Origin of the sequence: Streptomyces deccanensis, assembly GCF_022385335.1 — a bacterium.
GTDB lineage: Bacteria > Actinomycetota > Actinomycetes > Streptomycetales > Streptomycetaceae > Streptomyces > Streptomyces deccanensis.
The window spans coordinates 5037132-5053052 of the sequence record NZ_CP092431.1 but is presented as its reverse complement, the minus strand read 5'-3'; the positions used below and the strand labels follow the sequence as shown (position 1 = coordinate 5053052).

Sequence of the window (15921 nt, the reverse complement as noted above, 5' to 3'; positions counted from 1 at the left end):
CCGCGACCCCCGCCTCAGATCTGATGCGGCTCCAAATCCCTCCCCACCCGCTGCCAGCCGCGTACCAGCGTGGTCACCGGGTGGCTCCGGCCCAGGAGTTGGGCCAGCCGGGTCGCCGCCTTCTCCTGGAGCCGTACGGCTTCGTCCCGCCCCGTGTCCCGCAGGGTGATCGCCAGATTGCCCATGCCGACCAGCACATCGGGGTGGTCGGCGCCGAACCGTCGCCGCAGCCCCTCCACGGCCTGGCGCTCCGAGCGCTCGGCGTGGTCGTACAGGCCCCGGTCCCCGTAGGCGTTGGCCAGGTTGAGGCCGGCGGAGAGCACGGCCGGGTGGTCGTCGCCGAGCGTGGCGGCCAGGCAGTCGCGGGCGTGACGGCTCAGCTCCTCCGCCTTCTCGATGTCGCCGAGGGCCCGGTGGTACATGGCGAGGTTGTTGTAGCAGTACATGGTGAACGGGTGCTCGATGCCGAACGAGTCCTGGTACCCGTCCAGCACCTCCTCGACCTGGTGGACCGCCCGCGCCGGGCCGTCCTCGGGATCCGTGGCGTAGTAGTCCGCGGCCAGGTTGAGCCCGCAGGCCAGGATCTCGGGGATGGTGCTGCCGTAGCGGTCGTGGTAGCGGGCGTACGTCTTCCAGGTCTCCTCGGTGATCCGCAGCGCCTCGGCGGTACGGCCCGCCTTGCGCAGGGAGACCGCGAGGCTCTTGTCGGCCTGCAACACCTCGGGCACCCCCGGATTGAACACCTGTTCGAAGCCTTCGCGGACCTCGCGCAGCAGCTCGGCGGAGGTCCGGTAATCCCCCAGGTCGCGCAGGTCGCGCGCGTGGTGCCCCTTGGTGGCGAGCGTGTAGGGATGGGTCGGACCGAGCAGCGCGGTGCGGCGGCGGACCGTGTCCTCGGTGAGCCGGCGGGCGGCTTCGCTGTCGCCGGCCAGCCGCAGGTCGATGGCCAGGTTGTTGGCCGCCGAGAGCGTACGGGGATGGTCGTCGCCGAAGATCTCCTTGAAGCCCAGGTGGATGCGCAGGTCCAGGTCGAGCGCCTCCTTGTAGCGGCCCAGCGCGCGGAGGTCGGCGGCCAGGCTGCCCGAGGTCATCAGGATGTTCGGATGGTCCTCGCCGAGCAGCCGGCGCTGGCCGTCCAGGGTCCGCTCGTCCATCGCCCGCGCGGCCTGGTAGTCGCCCTGGGAGCGCATCACGTTGGCCAGCTGGAAGCGGAGGTTGAGGACCTGCTCGTCGTCCGCGTCGAGGATCTCGTTGGTCCACAGCTCGTCGAGGTCGGTGGCCAGGTCGCGGGCCGCCTGCAGTTCGCCGCGTTTCCCCAGGTAGCGGACGCGGTCCACCATCAGCTGACGGGGCTCCTCCTCCGCGCACTCGCGGATGTTCGAGGGCATCAGATGTGGCCAGATCACCTCGAACCCGAGCCACTGCGCGGGATCGTCCACGGCGCCCTCGCGCGGCCGGGCGGCGGCGAGGATGCGGTGCACCTCGTGGATGGTCTCCACGTACCGCTGGGGGTCCAGGCTGTCCCGCACCGCCGCCTGCACCAGCCGGTGCACCTGGATGGAGTTGTCGGCGGAGTCGACCTTGGCGAGGGCGAAGCGGTTCAGGGCCTGGGTGACGCGGCCGAGCATGTAGCGGGCGCGCAGGTCACGGTCGTACGGCAGCAGGGCGTCGATCATCGCGTCACTGCTGATCAGGGTCATGGAGATGGGCTCGGCCGAGAAGAAGGCGCACAGTTCGAGCAGCCGGGCCGCGGCCGGGGACTCCTCGCGCAGCCGGGTGATGGAGATGTTCCAGGTGGCGCCCACGGAGGACGGGTACTCGACCGCGTTCACCGCCTCCTGCACCGACAGCACCCGGGTGGACTGCTCCCGCAGCTGGTCGATGTACTCCTCCACCGGTGTGGCCGTCGCCTCCAGCCAGGCCGCCGCGACCTCCACGGCGAGCGGCAGGTCGCCCAGCGCGTCGGCGACCCGGTCGGCGTCGTTCTCCCGCAGTCCGGGCACCCGGCGGCACAGGTGCTCCACGCTTTCCTCGCGGGTGAAGACCTCCATCTCCAGCGACTGGACCAGCGTCGAGCCGGGCCGATCGCGGGTGGTGACCAGGATGTGGCCGTACACGTGGTCCCGTACCGGGGCCGCCTGGCCCGGGAAGAGCGGCAACGCCCGGTTCAGGTCCGGGACGTTGTCGAAGATCAGCAGCCAGCGGGCGCACGGGTCGCCCTGGCGGAGCGCTCTCATCGCCGCCTCGGCCGCCTCGGAGACGTCGTCGCCGACGGGCAGGTCCAACTCCTGCGCGAGGGCGGCCACCTTGGGCAGGACGAGGTCCGGCTGCTCGGCGTCGATCCACCACACCAGGTCGTAGTCCGCCTTGAACCGGTGGGCGTACTCACGGGCCAGCTGGGACTTGCCGACCCCGCCCAGACCGTGCAGCACCTGCGGCAGCCGCTGCCCGGAGCGGCCGCTGACCAGGCGCTCGCGCAGCCGGTCCAGGATCGGTGAGCGGCCGGTGAACCACGGGTAGCGGGGCTGGACGTTGGAGATCCGGGTGCCGGTGTTGGGGAAGCGGGCGCCGCCGTCCGGCGGCGCGGACAGGACGTCCGGGTGGTCGAGGCTCGTCAGCAGGGTCCGGTGGGCCCGTTCCTCGTCGAGCCGGGTGAGGTCGATGGCGCCCCGGGAGGAGTGCGGCAGGCTGAGCCGGACGTCGTCGACGCGGACTGCCACCGGCCGGTTCCCCGGCTTGCGCCCGTCGGCGTGCACGGCGTCCTCCCAGGCCCGGCGCGCCCGCCGGGAGTCGAGGAAGGCGGGGGAGACCACGGCGAGCAGTCGCTCCGAGCCGTCGGCCGCGTCCTCGGCGCCGGACGCCGTCCGGTCGTCGTCGCCCGGCAGTCCCCCGGCGTCCTGCGGCAGCGCCCGGACGTCCATCGGCGCCACGTCGAAGCCGGCGTTCCGGAGTACCGACTCCAGCCAGTCGACCCACATGCGGTCCTCGGAGACGTAGTACAGCACCAGCCGGGAGACGGGCAGCGGCCGTCGGCGGGTGTACGCGGCCTTGTACCGGGCCCGCTTCTCCTCGCCGATGAGGGGGAGCCGGGTGACCCGGCCCTCGGTGATGACGGAGGTGACCCGTTCGCAGGCGCTCAGCATGGAGTTGGCCGTCTTCGGCGGGTCGCCGAAGGCCGCCAGGATCTCCTCGTAGGCGTAGTACGGCTGGTAGAGGACCTCCATCGACGACCAGTAGTCGGTCAGCCGGTCGCCATCCAGGCCGGCGGGCAGTCCGGCGAAGCGCTCCCGGGCCAGGGCGCGCCCCGCGTCGAGCTTGTCCTTCTCGCCGAGGTCGATGCGCATGGCGAGGGGCAGGATGCGGATGCCCTTGTGGCCGAACCGCTCCCGGATGCTCTGCGCGACGGCGGCGGCGCCTTCGATGCTCTGGCCGCTGAGGGTGTAGCAGACGACGAGGGTGTTGGGCATCTGCACGGTGCAGACGTCGGCGAGGTCGCTGAGGCCGGTACGGCTGTCGATCAGGGTGTAGTCGTAGTGGCGCCGCATGTCCGCGCGCATCGCCTCGAAGAACCGGCCGCCGCCGTAACTGGCGTAGAAGAGCTCCCAGTCCATGTTGCCGATCACCGGGTAGTCGTCGTGCCGGCGCCCGGCGGAGAGGAAGTCCAGGCTGCCGCCCTCGGGGAACGTCCAGTCGAGGGTCAGCGCGTGCGGGCGTACACGGGCGTACCTGCGGTGCCAGTCGGGGGCGCGGTCGGGCAGGTCGCGCAGCGCCTCCCGGCGGTAGTCGCCGATGAGGTTGCTCAGGCCGGGGGTGGCCCGGAGCATCGCCGGGTTGAGAAAGGGGTGGAAGAACTTGTGCAGACCGGGTGCCTCCAGGTCCCAGTCGACGGCCAGGACGCGGTGTCCGCCCGCGGCCAGAATCCACGCCACGTTCGCGAGCGTCATGGTCCGGCCGGTGCCGCCCTTGTACGAGTAGAACGTGATGACCGTGCCGTTGCGGTTCTCCGTCATGCGCCTGCCGTCCTCCGCCCTGTCCGACCCGCTGTTGCCGTACTCCCGACTCCCGCACGTCCTTCCGCACGCCCCGGTGACACCGGGTTTCAGCCGCCCAGGTCGTCCGGGCCCCGCAGCCGCGGGGGTGCGACGAGGGGTCCCGCCGGTGGATAGGTCCGTGCGTGTGCCTCGTAGGAGGCGACGGCCTGCTTCACGGCCGTCTGCAGTTCGTTGCCGAAGGCGTCCAGGGTGCGGATGCCGCCGTTGAGGGTCCGGTGGCCGCTGCCCTCCGTGGTCCGCGCGGCCAGGGCCTTCTCGGTGAGCGCCGTCAGCCTCTTCTCCCGCGCGGGCCCGGCGTCGTCGTCGCACCGGGGGATCATCACGCTGATCCACGGCCGCTGCTCCTCGCACAGCCGGTCCATCAGCTCCCGGCCGCGCGCGGAGGCGAGGGCCCACCGGTCGAGCAGAAGCAGCCCGGGGGCGCGGGGCGGGCCGGGGCCGAGCAGCCGGTCGGCGTCCTTCTCGAAGTCCCCGATGTTGACCTTGTAGTCCATGGTGCGCACCAGATCCGCCGCGTGTTCGCCGAGGGGGCGCGTCGATGCCGGGTGGTACGGGTTCCAGTCGCGCGGCAGTTGCCCGTAGCAGTCGGGCTCACGGCCGGGCGGCAGGTCGGAGCGGGTGCACGCCATGACCGTGATGTCGAACTCCGGGGGGTGGCCCGACGTGCCGAACGCGCTGGGCAGCGACTCGTAGTCGTCGTACGTCTGCCCCTCGTCCAGCTCGGTGACCTTGGCGACGTGCACGATCTGCTTGGCCAGCCGGTACAGGGCCCGCTCGTACTCGTCCCTGAGGTACCGGAGTTTGGTGAGCCCGTAGAACCCCTCCTCCGCGTAGTCCTGGCCGAAGGACACATGGTTGAACTGCAGGTCCTTGGCCGCGTGCGGTAATTGGGCGGGTTCCACGGGCACCCATAACGCGGGGATGATCGCGTGCTCGCGGGTGACGCCGCCGCGGGCCCGGTGGCTGATCTGCCGCTGGCTGAACGCCCACCACTCCCGCCCGCACTGCTCGCTGATGAAGTAGCGCGGTGAGTACAGGGGGACGAACACCTTGCAGCGCGCGAGGTTCTCCGACAGCTCGTCCGTCCACCGGGTGCCGACCGCCATGCCCTGGTCCAGGAAACCGGCCCGTGCGCCGCGCGGCAGATCGGTCATCTGCATGATGTGCGCGCACAGCCCGTCGTAGAGCTTTCTCACCCAGATGTTCGGATCGGTGTCACCGGCGTCGTTTCGCGGCGTGTGCGCGTAACTGAGGAAGAAATAAGGGCTTCCGCCGCCCCTGGCCGCATCTCCTCGCACCCATGCCCCCCGATGCCCGGTGACTTTCCTCAGTGTAGGAAGGGGGCAGGGGCACGTGGAATATGACGAACGGGCCCAATGTCCCGGCATCGGCCCACCGGCACGCGGCTCTCGAACAAGTAAGCGGAAGCAAAGGGGCCCCGCGCTCCCCATCCGCTTCCACCCTGCTCCCCTACGGCCGCATGGCCCGCCGGTGCTCCTCCGCCTCCTGCCGGGCCGCCCGCAGGGCCTCCGCGCTCACCTCGTCCGCCGCCAGCGCCTCCCCGAGCCCGGCGACGAACCGCTGCCCGGCCTCCGTCAGCGCCCCCGAGCCCGCGAGCGTCCCCACCGCCTCCGCCGTCTGGTCCCGCCACCGGGAGAACCGCACCTCGGCCTCCCGCCCGCCCCCGCCGCGCCAGCGGGCGCGCCAGAAGTCGACCACCGCGAGATGCGCGTACGTCCCCTGCAACAACCCCTCCAGCGGGCGCGGGTCGGGACGCCAGGGCGCGTAGAACAACGTCTCGCAGGCAGGGTCGTGCAGGTCGACGAGATCCAGTACGGCCCCCAGCTTCACGTGCTGGAACTCGTGGACGAGGAGCAGCGCCAGGGTCTCCGGCGTGGACGGGCGGGCGATGGCCACCGCGCCGAAGGCGTCGCGGGCGGCGGAGCTGATGTCGGCACCCTCGGGGGACGGCCTGAGCGGGGTGATCACCCGGAGCCCGGCGGCGATCCCCGGCGCGTACGCGGGCAGTTCGCGGCGGATCCAGGCCCAGGCCTCGGTCAGGTCGGCCCGCCACGCCTCGGCCTCGACCTCCGCGAGCCGGGGGTGCGCGGGATGTCCGTGGCAGTCCCGCCAGGGGTCGGTGTCCTCCAGGGCCACGGACCAGCCGTCCAGTTCGAACGGCCGGGTGCCCCGCCAGGCGGGATCCCCGGGGCCGCCTCGGCCGATCGCGTACGACCGGTCGATCGCGTACGTCCGGTCGTCCACGTGGACGGTGCAGCCGTCGATGTCCGTGCGGACCAGGGCTCGCCCGGTCTCCGCCTCCACCGTCAGGGTCCCGAGCGTGGGCAGCCGCAACAGCCCGTCGTGCACCGGGACGACCACCGATGCCCGGCGCCCGGCCCGCAGCGCCGCCGCGGCGGCGATCTCCGCCATCCCGCGTGCCGCGATCCCACGTGCCGCGATCGCGGCGGCTTCCGCGACGCCTCCGCTCGGTCCCGGAGCCGGACGGGCCCCGAGGGAACTCAGCGCCCAGGACCGTACATAGGGGTGGGCCAGGACGCGGTCCACGGCTTCCGGGGCCTCGCTGTCGAGGGCGGTCAGCGTGTCCCACGCCGCCTGGGTGTCCCACGCCTCCTCGTCGGCCTCCTTCTCCGCCGCGAGCGTCGTCTCGTGCCGGACGAGGCCCAGCAGCTCGCGGGAGAGGGCGAGTTGGTGGCGGGCCAGCAGGTCGACGGTGGCGCCCGTGCCGCGTCCGGTGGCCAGTTCGGCCAGATGGTGGTCGGCGAGCGCCGGCCGCGCGGACTGGTCGGTCATATGACGGTCCCGGAGGTCGGTGATGAGGGACAGCAGATCGGAGCAGTACACGGACGGATTGCGGAAGCCGCTGCCGTCGGAGCGGTACCGGTGGGCGTAGAGGCCGCCGCCGCACGAGCGCACCACCGGGCAGGCCCGGCACTGCTCGGCCAGCCCGTCCAGGCCCTGCTGCCGGGCCACGATGCCCGGATGCGCGGCGACCTCGTCCAGGGAGTTGCCGAACACGTCCAGTCCGGTGGCGGGCGCCCCGTCGTGCGCGGTCTTGAGGGAGTCCGCCTGTTCGAAGGTCCCGTCGGTCTCGATCACGGCGAGATCGGTGGGCGCCAGCCCCAGCGACTCGGTCAGGCTGCTCTCGCCGCGCAGGGTCCGCAGCACCGAGTCGAACACCCGGACGTCCATGGAGCGACCGGTCGCGGTCCAACGGTCGTGGACGGCCAGCAGCCAGCGCGCGTACGCCGTGCCTGCGGTGTCCTCGGCGGGGCGCGCGGGGGGCTCGTCCCAGGTGGCGTGCGGGAGGAGGAAGTCGACGCGGGGCGGGGCGAGCGCGGCGAGCGCGTCATGGACGGCGACCGGGTCGTTGCGGAGGTCGATCGTGCAGAGGATGCCCGCGAAGAGATGGCGGTGGCGGGGCCGGTTGAGCAGGGCGATGCCTCTGAGGACGCGGTCGTGGCTGCTGCGCCCGTCGGCGTAGCGGCGGTGCAGGTCGTTCGCCGCGCGGTCGCCGTCCAGCGAGACACCGACCTTGATGTCGAACTCGTCGAACAGGTCCAGGAACCGTTCGTCGAGCGTGACGGCGTTGGTGTGGATCCGCAGGTCCAGCTCGCACACGCCGCTCAGGGCGGTCGTCAGCTCCCTCGCGGCCCTGCGCAACCGGGCCCGGCCCGCGAGGAGGGGTTCGCCGCCGTGCAGGACGACGTGGACGGTGGTCAGTCCGTGCGCCCCGGCGTGTTCGGCGATGCGTTCCGCCGTGCGGCGCAGGACCTCGTCCGACACCACCACGGGCCGACGGCTCCAGCTCTGGTCGGCGTGCTCGTACACATAGCAGTGGTCGCACGCGAGATCGCAGCGACTGTGCATCTTCAGCACGAACTGACGCAACGGCAGGAGCGGTCGGCCCATGACGGTCTCGACGGTCTCGACGGTCATGTGATGTCGGTGGTCTCGGCGGGGGTGGTGGGGGCCGGCGGTGTCAGACGGAGGACTGGAAGGCCGCCACCGCGACCCTCGCCGGGCCCCTGCGGTCGGTGCCGTTCGACACGGCACGGGTCAGGGCGGGCGACAGCGCGCCGCCGCTCCGGGCCGCCAACTGCACCAAGGACACCCGCTCCGGACCGACGGCGGCCGTGGTGCCCGACTCTTCGGCCGTGGGGTCGAGGGATGCGTTCATGGGGACCTCATCAATCTGTGCGTGGAAACTGACGGGGTTGCGGGTGCCTTGCGGCTCGATGAAGCAGATGCCGGTAGGAATTTCTCACTCGAGCACCGGCCGCAGTAGAAGTTAGCGGCCGACCTGGCGAACAGCGCCGAATATCCGGTCGGCTGCTGGTTGGGACCAGAACATAGCCGACGCCGAGGAGTGCTTCGGACGGCACCACAAGCCTCGTCCGTATTCGGGGCGGCAAACGTGAGAACCGTCTCACCGCCCGGCGCAAGCACGGCAGTTGAGCGGAAGGTCGCCCATTCCGGGCGGCTTCGGGGTTCTCGGCACTCTCAGCCCCGGCACAGCCACGCCTCAGCCCCCTGACGGGCCCCCTCCCTACCTTCGCCGGTATGACGGGACACCACACAAGCAAAACGATCACCCGGCGCCGCGCCCTCGCGGTGACCGGAGGGACGGTCGCCGCCGGCGGCTTTGCGGTCGCCGGCTACCAGTCGGCGTTCGCGGACGGAACGACGAGCGACGCCGAGGCCACGGCCACGGCCTCCACGACGAGCACCGCCGACGCGTGCATGACGCTGATGTCGAGCGTCACGGAGGGCCCCTACTACCTGGACGGCGCCCTGGTCCGCAAGGACATCGCCGAAGGCAAGAGCGGTGTTCCGCTGACGCTGCGGCTCACGGTCGTGGACGCCACCGACGGCTGCACCCCGGTCCCCGGCGCTGCCGTGGAGATCTGGCACTGCGACGCCTGGGGCTACTACTCCGGCTACACCACCGCGAATCCAGGCGGCGCGGCGCCCGCCGAGAGCGAGGACGGTTCGACCGCCGACGACGCCACCTATCTCCGCGGTTACCAGATCGCGAACGCGAACGGGGTGGTCAAGTTCGAGACCATCTTCCCCGGTTGGTACACACCGCGCACCTGCCACATCCACGTGAAGGTGCACACCGGCGGCGAGAAGGAGGACGGCACGTACGAGGGCGGCAAGGTCAATTACACCGGCCAGTTCTTCTTCGACGACGAGATCGCCCAGCAGGTCTTCACGCTGGAGCCCTACTCCCGGCACACCGGCAGCTACACCACCCTCGACGACGACATGGTCTACGACGGAGGCGGCGCCGCCGGCGGCCTGCTCACCCTGGAAGCCGTGAAGAAGGCGAACCCGGCCCGCGGTTACAAGGGCTCCCTCACCCTCGGCATCGACCCCGACGCCGAGAACACCGGCGCCGGCGGCGGTGGTGGCGAGGGCGGCGGTGGTGGTGGCGAGGGCGGTACGCCGCCGTCGGGCGAGCCCCCGGCGGACGCCCCGACCAACAGCGCCACGGCCGCCGAGCCGGCCTCGTAGGGTACGGCCATGAGCAGCCGCGAGGACGAGACGCTCGCGCGGGCCGCGGTGGCCGCGCTGATACGGCAGTTGGAGCTCATGCCCAAGCCCGGCCTGCCCGACCCCCGCGATCTCGGCGCCCGGATCACCCGGCAGGACCACCGTGCCCTGCGCTGGTCGGCGAAGGCGCTGGTGCCCGGCCTCACGGCGACGGCGGCCTGCGCCCGCCGCCACGGTGCGGCGACGCCCGAACTCCGAGACGAACTCGGGGCGATAGGACGCTGCACCGAACACTCGACGCGGCTCGCCGGGGGCGGCCACCGGGGCGCCACCTGGGTGCTCGGGCTGCTGGTCGCCGCGGCGGCGATGGATCCCGGGGCGCGGGGACGTGAACTGGCCGCCATCGCGAAGAAGATCGCCGCGCATCCGGACCGGCGTGCGCCGCGGCGGCCGTCCCGGGGGTCGTCCGTCTCCGCCAAGTACGGGGCGGCCGGGGCCCGGGGTGAGGCGCGGGCCGGATTCCCCCATGTGCGGCGGGCGTTGGACGTGCTGGCGAAGGCCCGTACGGCGGGCACGCCGGAGGCGGACGCCCGGCTCGACGCGCTGCTCACGGTCATGTCGACGCTGCAGGACACCGAGTTGCTGTACACCGCCGGGCCGCGTGGGCTGCGGCATGTGCAGGCCGGGGCGCGAGGGGTGATCGACGTGGGGGGTGCGGGCACGGCGGAGGGGAGGGCGGCGTTGGGGGCGTTCGACGTGGATCTGCAGGAGCGGGGGTGGAGTCCTCGGGGGAGCGGGGCGTTGCTGGTGGGCGCGTTGTTCGTGGACGCGCTGCCGGTCGCTGCCGCGAGGGGGGCCGCGTAGGGTTTCTCGCCCCCGCCGCCCCTACCCGTCCCATCCTGAAGGGGCTGCGCCCCTTTGACCCCCAGGCGTCCGTCCGGTGGGGCTTCTCGCGCAGTTCCCCGCGCCCCTGAAAAAGCGGGCTGCGCCCAGCTTTTTCGGGGCGGAAGGCCGTAGGCCTTCAGGGGCGCGGGGAACTGCGCGACCAGCCCCCACGCACCCTCAGACGAAAAGCCGGCCCCCTCAGCCCCGCGTACCCCGCAACGAGGCCATCCACAGCTCGACCTCGTCCGACCTGCGGGGCAACCCGGCGCTGAGGTTGCGGTTGCCGTCGGCCGTCACCAGGATGTCGTCCTCGATGCGGACGCCGATGCCCCGGTACTCCTCGGGGACGGTGAGGTCGTCGGCCTGGAAGTAGAGCCCGGGCTCGACGGTCAGGACCATCCCCGGCTCCAGGGTCCCGTCGACATACGACTCGACGCGCGCGGCGGCGCAGTCGTGGACGTCCATGCCGAGCATGTGCCCGGTGCCGTGGAGGGTCCAGCGGCGCTGGAGCCCCAGCTCCAGGACCCGCTCCACGGGGCCCTCGACGAGCCCCCACTCGACCAGCCGTTCGGCCAGGACGTGCTGCGCGGCGTCGTGGAAGTCGCGGTACTTGCCACCGGGCCGCACGGCGGCGATGCCGGCCTCCTGGGCGTCGTACACCGCGTCGTAGATCTTTTTCTGGATCTCGCTGAACGTGCCGTTGATCGGCAGGGTCCGGGTCACGTCGGCCGTGTAGTACGTGTGCGTCTCGACGCCCGCGTCCAGCAGGAGCAGGTCGCCGGAGCGGACCGGACCGTCGTTGCGGACCCAGTGCAGGGTGGTGGCGTGCGGGCCGGCGGCGCAGATGGAGCCGTAGCCGACATCGTTGCCCTCGACCCGGGCGCGCAGGAAGAACGTTCCCTCGATGTAGCGCTCCGACGTGGCCTCGGCCTTGTCCAGCACCCGGACGACGTCCTCGAAGCCGCGCACGGTCGAGTCGACCGCCTTCTGCAGCTCGCCGATCTCGAAGTCGTCCTTGACGAGCCGGGCCTCGGACAGGAAGACCCGCAGCTCCTCGTCGCGCTCGGCGGTGACCTTGTCCGTGAGGGCCGCCTCGATGCCGGCGTCGTAGCCACGGACGACCCGGACCGGGCCGGTGGCCTCGCGCAGCTTGTCGGCGAGTTCGCGCACGTCGGCGGCGGGGATGCCGTACAGCTCCGCCGACTCGGTCAGCGAGTGGCGTCGGCCGACCCACAGCTCACCCTGGCCGGAGAGCCAGAACTCGCCGTTCTCCCGGTCGGAGCGCGGCAGCAGGTAGATCGTCGCGTCGTGGCCCTCGCCCGAGCGCGAGGGCTCCAGGACGAGGACGCCGTCCTCGGTCTGGTTGCCGGTGAGGTACGCGTACTCGACCGACGCCCGGAAGGGGTACTCGGTGTCGTTCGAGCGGGTCTTCAGGTTGCCCGAGGGGATCACCAGGCGGTCGCCGGGGAAGCGCGCGGAGAGCGCGGCGCGGCGGGCGGCGGTCTCGGCGGCCTGGGCGATCGGCTCCAGGCCGTGCAGCTCGGTGTCGGCCCAGCCCGACTTCATGTTCTCGGCCAGCTCGTCGGACACGCCCGGGTACAGGCCGTTCTTGCGCTGCTTGATCGGCTCTTCGGCTTCGGTCGCCTCGGTCTCCGGGATCGCCGGCTCGAGCTCGTCCGCCACGGTCATCCTCCTAGGTACGGCACTGGACCCCGTCCATCGTACGGTCGCGCCGAACACCCCGAAGGGCACATGACCAGCCCTCACAAGGGGTCACCACCCCCTCACGACAAGCAGCCGCGAGACTGCCGCTCACCGCCTGGCCCGAAGGGGCAACACGGGCTGGTCCCCGCTCGAACCGTCCGCCCTACTCGAACCGCGCCGCCAGCACCACGACGTCCTCCGCGCCGTGTGCCTCGTCGAGGCCGTTCGGGAGCATCGTGCGGAGGATGTGGTCGGCGACGGCGCCGGGGTCGGTGCGCAGGGCCCGGGGGACGCCGGCGGCGGCCGCGTGGAGGCGGGTGAAGGCGCGGTCGACGGGCTCGCCGGTGCGCTGGAGGAGGCCGTCGGTGTAGAGCAGGACGGTTTCTCCTGGCTCGGCGGTCAGCTCGACACTGGGCGCCTCCCAGCAGGCGAGCATGCCGAGCGGAGCGGACAGGGACGTCTCCACGTACTCCGTGCGCCGGTCGCCGATCAGCAGCGGCGGACTGTGCCCGGCCCCGGCCAGGGTGATCTTGCGCAGCGCGGGTTCGACGTAGGCGAAGAGCGCGGTGGCGGAGCGGGCCGGTTCGGTGAGCCGCAGGAGCAGCTCCAGGTCGGAGAGGACCGCGACGGGGTCCTCCCCCTCCATCACGGCGTAGGCGCGCAGCGAGGCCCGCAGCCTTCCCATCGCGGCGACCGCGCTGGGTCCGGCCCCCGTGACCGAGCCGACCGCGAGGCCGAGCGCGGCGTCCGGCAGCGGCAGCGCGTCGTACCAGTCGCCGCCGCCGCGCGGCCCGGTGCGGTGCCGGGCGGCGAGCTGGACACCGGAGACCCGGGGCAGCCGGGAGGGGAGCAGCTCCTCGGCGATGGTCGCCATGGACGCGCGCGTGCGCTCGACCTCGACGATCCGTGCCAGGTGCTCGGCGGCGTACCGCGTGTACAGCCCGGCGAGATGCCGCTGCCGCTCGACCGGCTCCGCGGGCTCGTCGTACAGCCAGACGGCGGCGCCGAGCCGGCCGGCCTTCTCGGTGGACAGGGGCAGCGCGTAGCTCGCCGCGTATCCGAGCCGGGCCGCGACCTCGCGGTGGCGGGGATCGAGCCCGTCCTCGGCGAACAGGTCGGGCTGGGCGATCTCGCCGTCGCCGCCGGGCAGCCCGTCGAGGATGCGGCCGTACGGCAGGGAGCTGCGGGGCACGGTCTCGATGTGCCCGAGGTCGGCGCGGCCGAGACCGAGGCCGATGGTGGTGTCCGGGCCGAGCCCGTCGGCCGGTTCCAGGACGACGAGACCCCGGCGGGCACCGACGAGGGCGGCTCCGGCGTGCAGGATTTCCTTCAGGGCGCTGTCGAGCGCGTCCGTGCGGGTCAGGCGTTCGGTGAGTTCGTGCAGCGTCGTGAGGTCCGAGACCCAGCCCGCGAGTCTGTCCTGGAGCACGGCCCCGGGGGCGGTGCCCGGTCCTGTGGCGGGAGGGGCCGATGGGGTGCTCGGGGGTGCGGGCGCGGGCGCGACAGTGTGTGCGGGGGAGGGAACCGTTGAATCGATTCCAGCCACTTTCGGAGGGTGAGGGGCGTTCATGGTGTCCGGCTTTCCGACCGGTGCGTATTGCTCAAAAGCATCGCAAACCCCCATGTCATTCTGCGCCGCTAGCAGTGTCTCCACATGTACACGCACTCGTGAGGGGATGTCCAGCATTGTCCTGCTGGGATATCTGGTGTCCGTGAGGCGCTGTTGGGCGACCGTCGACTTCTTGTCCAGTCCTTTGGCGAAAGCTAAGTTGGCCTAAAAGTGTTGTGGTGAACGGTGTATTGAGGTCGACTGGCCTTGTTCAACAGAGCGTCACAGCGGTCGTGATGGGTACGTACCCGGTGAAGGCCAGGGGCGGCGGAGGCCACCCGGAACCTGGCGACGGACCCGGGCGTCCTATCCACCGACGACCGAGCCCCATCCTCCCGTGGCGGAGGCGGCGAGCACATGCGGGACAGCAAAACGCCAGGCGCCGCCACCCCTACGCCATGCCCATGCTTTTGACAGACGCAAGTCGACGCAAGCGATGGACGCGGACGTAACCGAGCTCGGCCCGCAGGGCTTCCCCTTGTCCGCGACAGGGGTGTGATGCGCCAGCAGGTACGCACAGTGCAGTGAACGACACATGTTGTGATGTGACCCACGGTGTTGCCATGCGTGCAACGGAAAGGACGAGCGCTCATGCGCGAGATCCCCGGAAAGCGACGCAGGCTCCTGTCCAAGCGCAACGGCGGGAGGCCCGAGCTTCTTGAGCAGGCCCTGACGTTCGCGACGGAATGGCAGTGGCCCGTACTCCCGGGGGTGGCGCCGGACCCGCACGGGCGTGCCCGCTGCGGCTGCCCGGACCCGGAGTGCGTGGTGCCCGGCGCTCACCCCTTCGACCCCGGCCTGCTGGCCGCCACCACCGACGAGCGCATGGTCCGCTGGTGGTGGACCAACCGGCCGACCGCGCCGATCGTGCTGGCCACCGGAGGCGCCGCCCCCTGCGCGGTGAGCCTGCCGGCCCTGGCCGCCTCGCGCGCCCTCGCCGCCCTCGACCGCACCGGCATGCGCCTCGGCCCCGTGGTCGCGGCCCCGCACCGCTGGGCGATCCTCGTCGCGCCGTACTCCATGGAGCAGTTGGGCGAGCTGCTCTACGCCAAGGACTTCGTCCCCGGCTCCCTCCGGTTCCACGGCGAGGGCGGCTACCTGGCCCTGCCTCCCTCCGAGACCGGGCACGGCCTCGTCCGCTGGGAGCGGGCACCGCTGCCCGGTTCGGCCGCGCCCTGGGTGCCCGACGTCGAGGCGGTCGTGGACGCCGTCGTCGACGCCCTCACTCGTACGGGTGTGAGCGCGCCCGAGTTCTGAGCCCGCCCGGCGCGCGCGGGGCCGGGCGCCCCCGGTCGGTCGTATCGTCCGGACATGCAGCGTCTTCCCGGGGGCCACGGGGCCCCGTCGCGCGGCCGTCACAGTGCTCCCCCGCCCCGGAGCCGCAGAGCACCCGAGCCGGCGTGCGGCGGGCCGGATCCGCGTCGGTTCCGGCTCGCGGGACTGACCGTCGCGGTCGCGGTCGCCCTCGGCATCCCCCTCGTCGCCTCCGCCGGCCCGCTCGCCGACCTTCCCGCGTCCGAGCGCGCCGCCAATCCCGAGAGGGCCGCCACTCCCGAGAGGGCCGCCACTCCCGAGGGTGCTCTCACCTCCGAACTCGAGCGTGCCGCCGGGAGCGTGGCCGGGGCCGGCGGAAGCGCGGACGGATCCGGCGGGGACGTCGAGAAGTCCGCCGACCGCGCTGATCAGAAGGCGGGCGGTGCCGCCGACGAGCAGGACACGAAGGCCGCGGACGACACCGACACCCCGGGCGATGCCGAGGCTCCCGCGCGGCTGCTCGGCCTCGGGCTCGCCACCGCCGCCCGCTGCGGCCCCGACCTCACCTCCCCCGACGGCATCGAGGCGCAGACGTGCGTCCTCACCCAGGGCGACCGGACCTGGGCCCGCACGTACTACCGCAACGCCACCGGACGTGAACTGAGTTCGGTCCTCAGCATGATGGCGCCCGGCGGGCACACCGTACGGATCCACTGCGCCGTGGGCGCGCACGACGAGCCGGGTGTGTGTGAGACGCCGAGGGAGCGTACGCGGGGCGGGACGGGGGCGTACACGGCCGTCGCGGAGTTCGCGGCACCGGACGGCGGGGGACCGCTTCTGCTGCGCTCAGGGAGCAACTCGGGCCGCTCGTAAGGGCGTTGACGCCCAGAGGGATTC

At 72.3% G+C, this 15921-nt stretch carries 10 protein-coding genes; 4 read left to right on the top strand and 6 right to left on the bottom strand.

The window, feature by feature from the left end; genetic code table 11:
• Positions 1-14: 14 nt before the first annotated feature.
• The 4 genes from fxsT to fxsA form a co-directional block, all read right to left on the bottom strand.
• Positions 15-4010, bottom strand: coding sequence for an FxSxx-COOH system tetratricopeptide repeat protein (gene fxsT / locus L3078_RS22560; RefSeq protein ID WP_239755784.1), 3996 nt, complete (start codon positions 4008-4010; stop codon positions 15-17).
• 89 nt (positions 4011-4099) lie between these two features.
• Positions 4100-5350 carry a TIR-like protein FxsC gene (locus tag L3078_RS22555; protein WP_239755783.1) on the bottom strand — a complete coding sequence of 417 codons (1251 nt, stop codon included), beginning with the start codon at positions 5348-5350 and terminating at the stop codon, positions 4100-4102.
• Positions 5351-5522: 172 nt separating this feature from the next.
• Positions 5523-8012 (bottom strand): FxsB family cyclophane-forming radical SAM/SPASM peptide maturase, encoded by a 2490-nt coding sequence (locus L3078_RS22550; RefSeq protein ID WP_239755782.1) that lies wholly within the window; start codon positions 8010-8012, stop codon positions 5523-5525.
• Positions 8013-8055: 43 nt separating this feature from the next.
• A complete protein-coding gene (fxsA, locus tag L3078_RS22545) occupies positions 8056-8253 on the bottom strand; it encodes an FxSxx-COOH cyclophane-containing RiPP peptide (protein ID WP_239755781.1) in 198 nt (65 codons plus the stop codon).
• 383 nt (positions 8254-8636) lie between these two features.
• Here fxsA and L3078_RS22540 point away from each other — a divergent pair, with 383 nt between their 5' ends.
• Both L3078_RS22540 and L3078_RS22535 read left to right on the top strand, forming a co-directional pair.
• Complete coding sequence (locus L3078_RS22540) at positions 8637-9593, top strand: intradiol ring-cleavage dioxygenase (RefSeq protein WP_239755780.1); 957 nt, start codon at positions 8637-8639, stop codon at positions 9591-9593.
• A 9-nt stretch (positions 9594-9602) separates the two neighbouring features.
• On the top strand, positions 9603-10436 hold the full coding sequence (locus L3078_RS22535) for a triphosphoribosyl-dephospho-CoA synthase (RefSeq protein ID WP_239755779.1): 834 nt from the start codon (positions 9603-9605) through the stop codon (positions 10434-10436).
• A gap of 219 nt (positions 10437-10655) precedes the next feature.
• Here L3078_RS22535 and L3078_RS22530 read toward each other — a convergent pair whose 3' ends face one another.
• On the bottom strand, positions 10656-12146 hold the full coding sequence (locus tag L3078_RS22530) for an aminopeptidase P family protein (RefSeq protein ID WP_420864088.1): 1491 nt from the start codon (positions 12144-12146) through the stop codon (positions 10656-10658).
• A 178-nt stretch (positions 12147-12324) separates the two neighbouring features.
• Positions 12325-13848, bottom strand: coding sequence for a PP2C family protein-serine/threonine phosphatase (locus L3078_RS22525; protein ID WP_239755777.1), 1524 nt, complete (start codon positions 13846-13848; stop codon positions 12325-12327).
• Positions 13849-14361: 513 nt separating this feature from the next.
• Between L3078_RS22525 and L3078_RS22520 the strand changes: the two genes are divergently transcribed.
• Positions 14362-15027, top strand: coding sequence for a bifunctional DNA primase/polymerase (locus L3078_RS22520; protein WP_239755776.1), 666 nt, complete (start codon positions 14362-14364; stop codon positions 15025-15027).
• 357 nt (positions 15028-15384) lie between these two features.
• Complete coding sequence (locus L3078_RS22515) at positions 15385-15897, top strand: hypothetical protein (protein ID WP_420864181.1); 513 nt, start codon at positions 15385-15387, stop codon at positions 15895-15897.
• Positions 15898-15921: the final 24 nt, after the last annotated feature.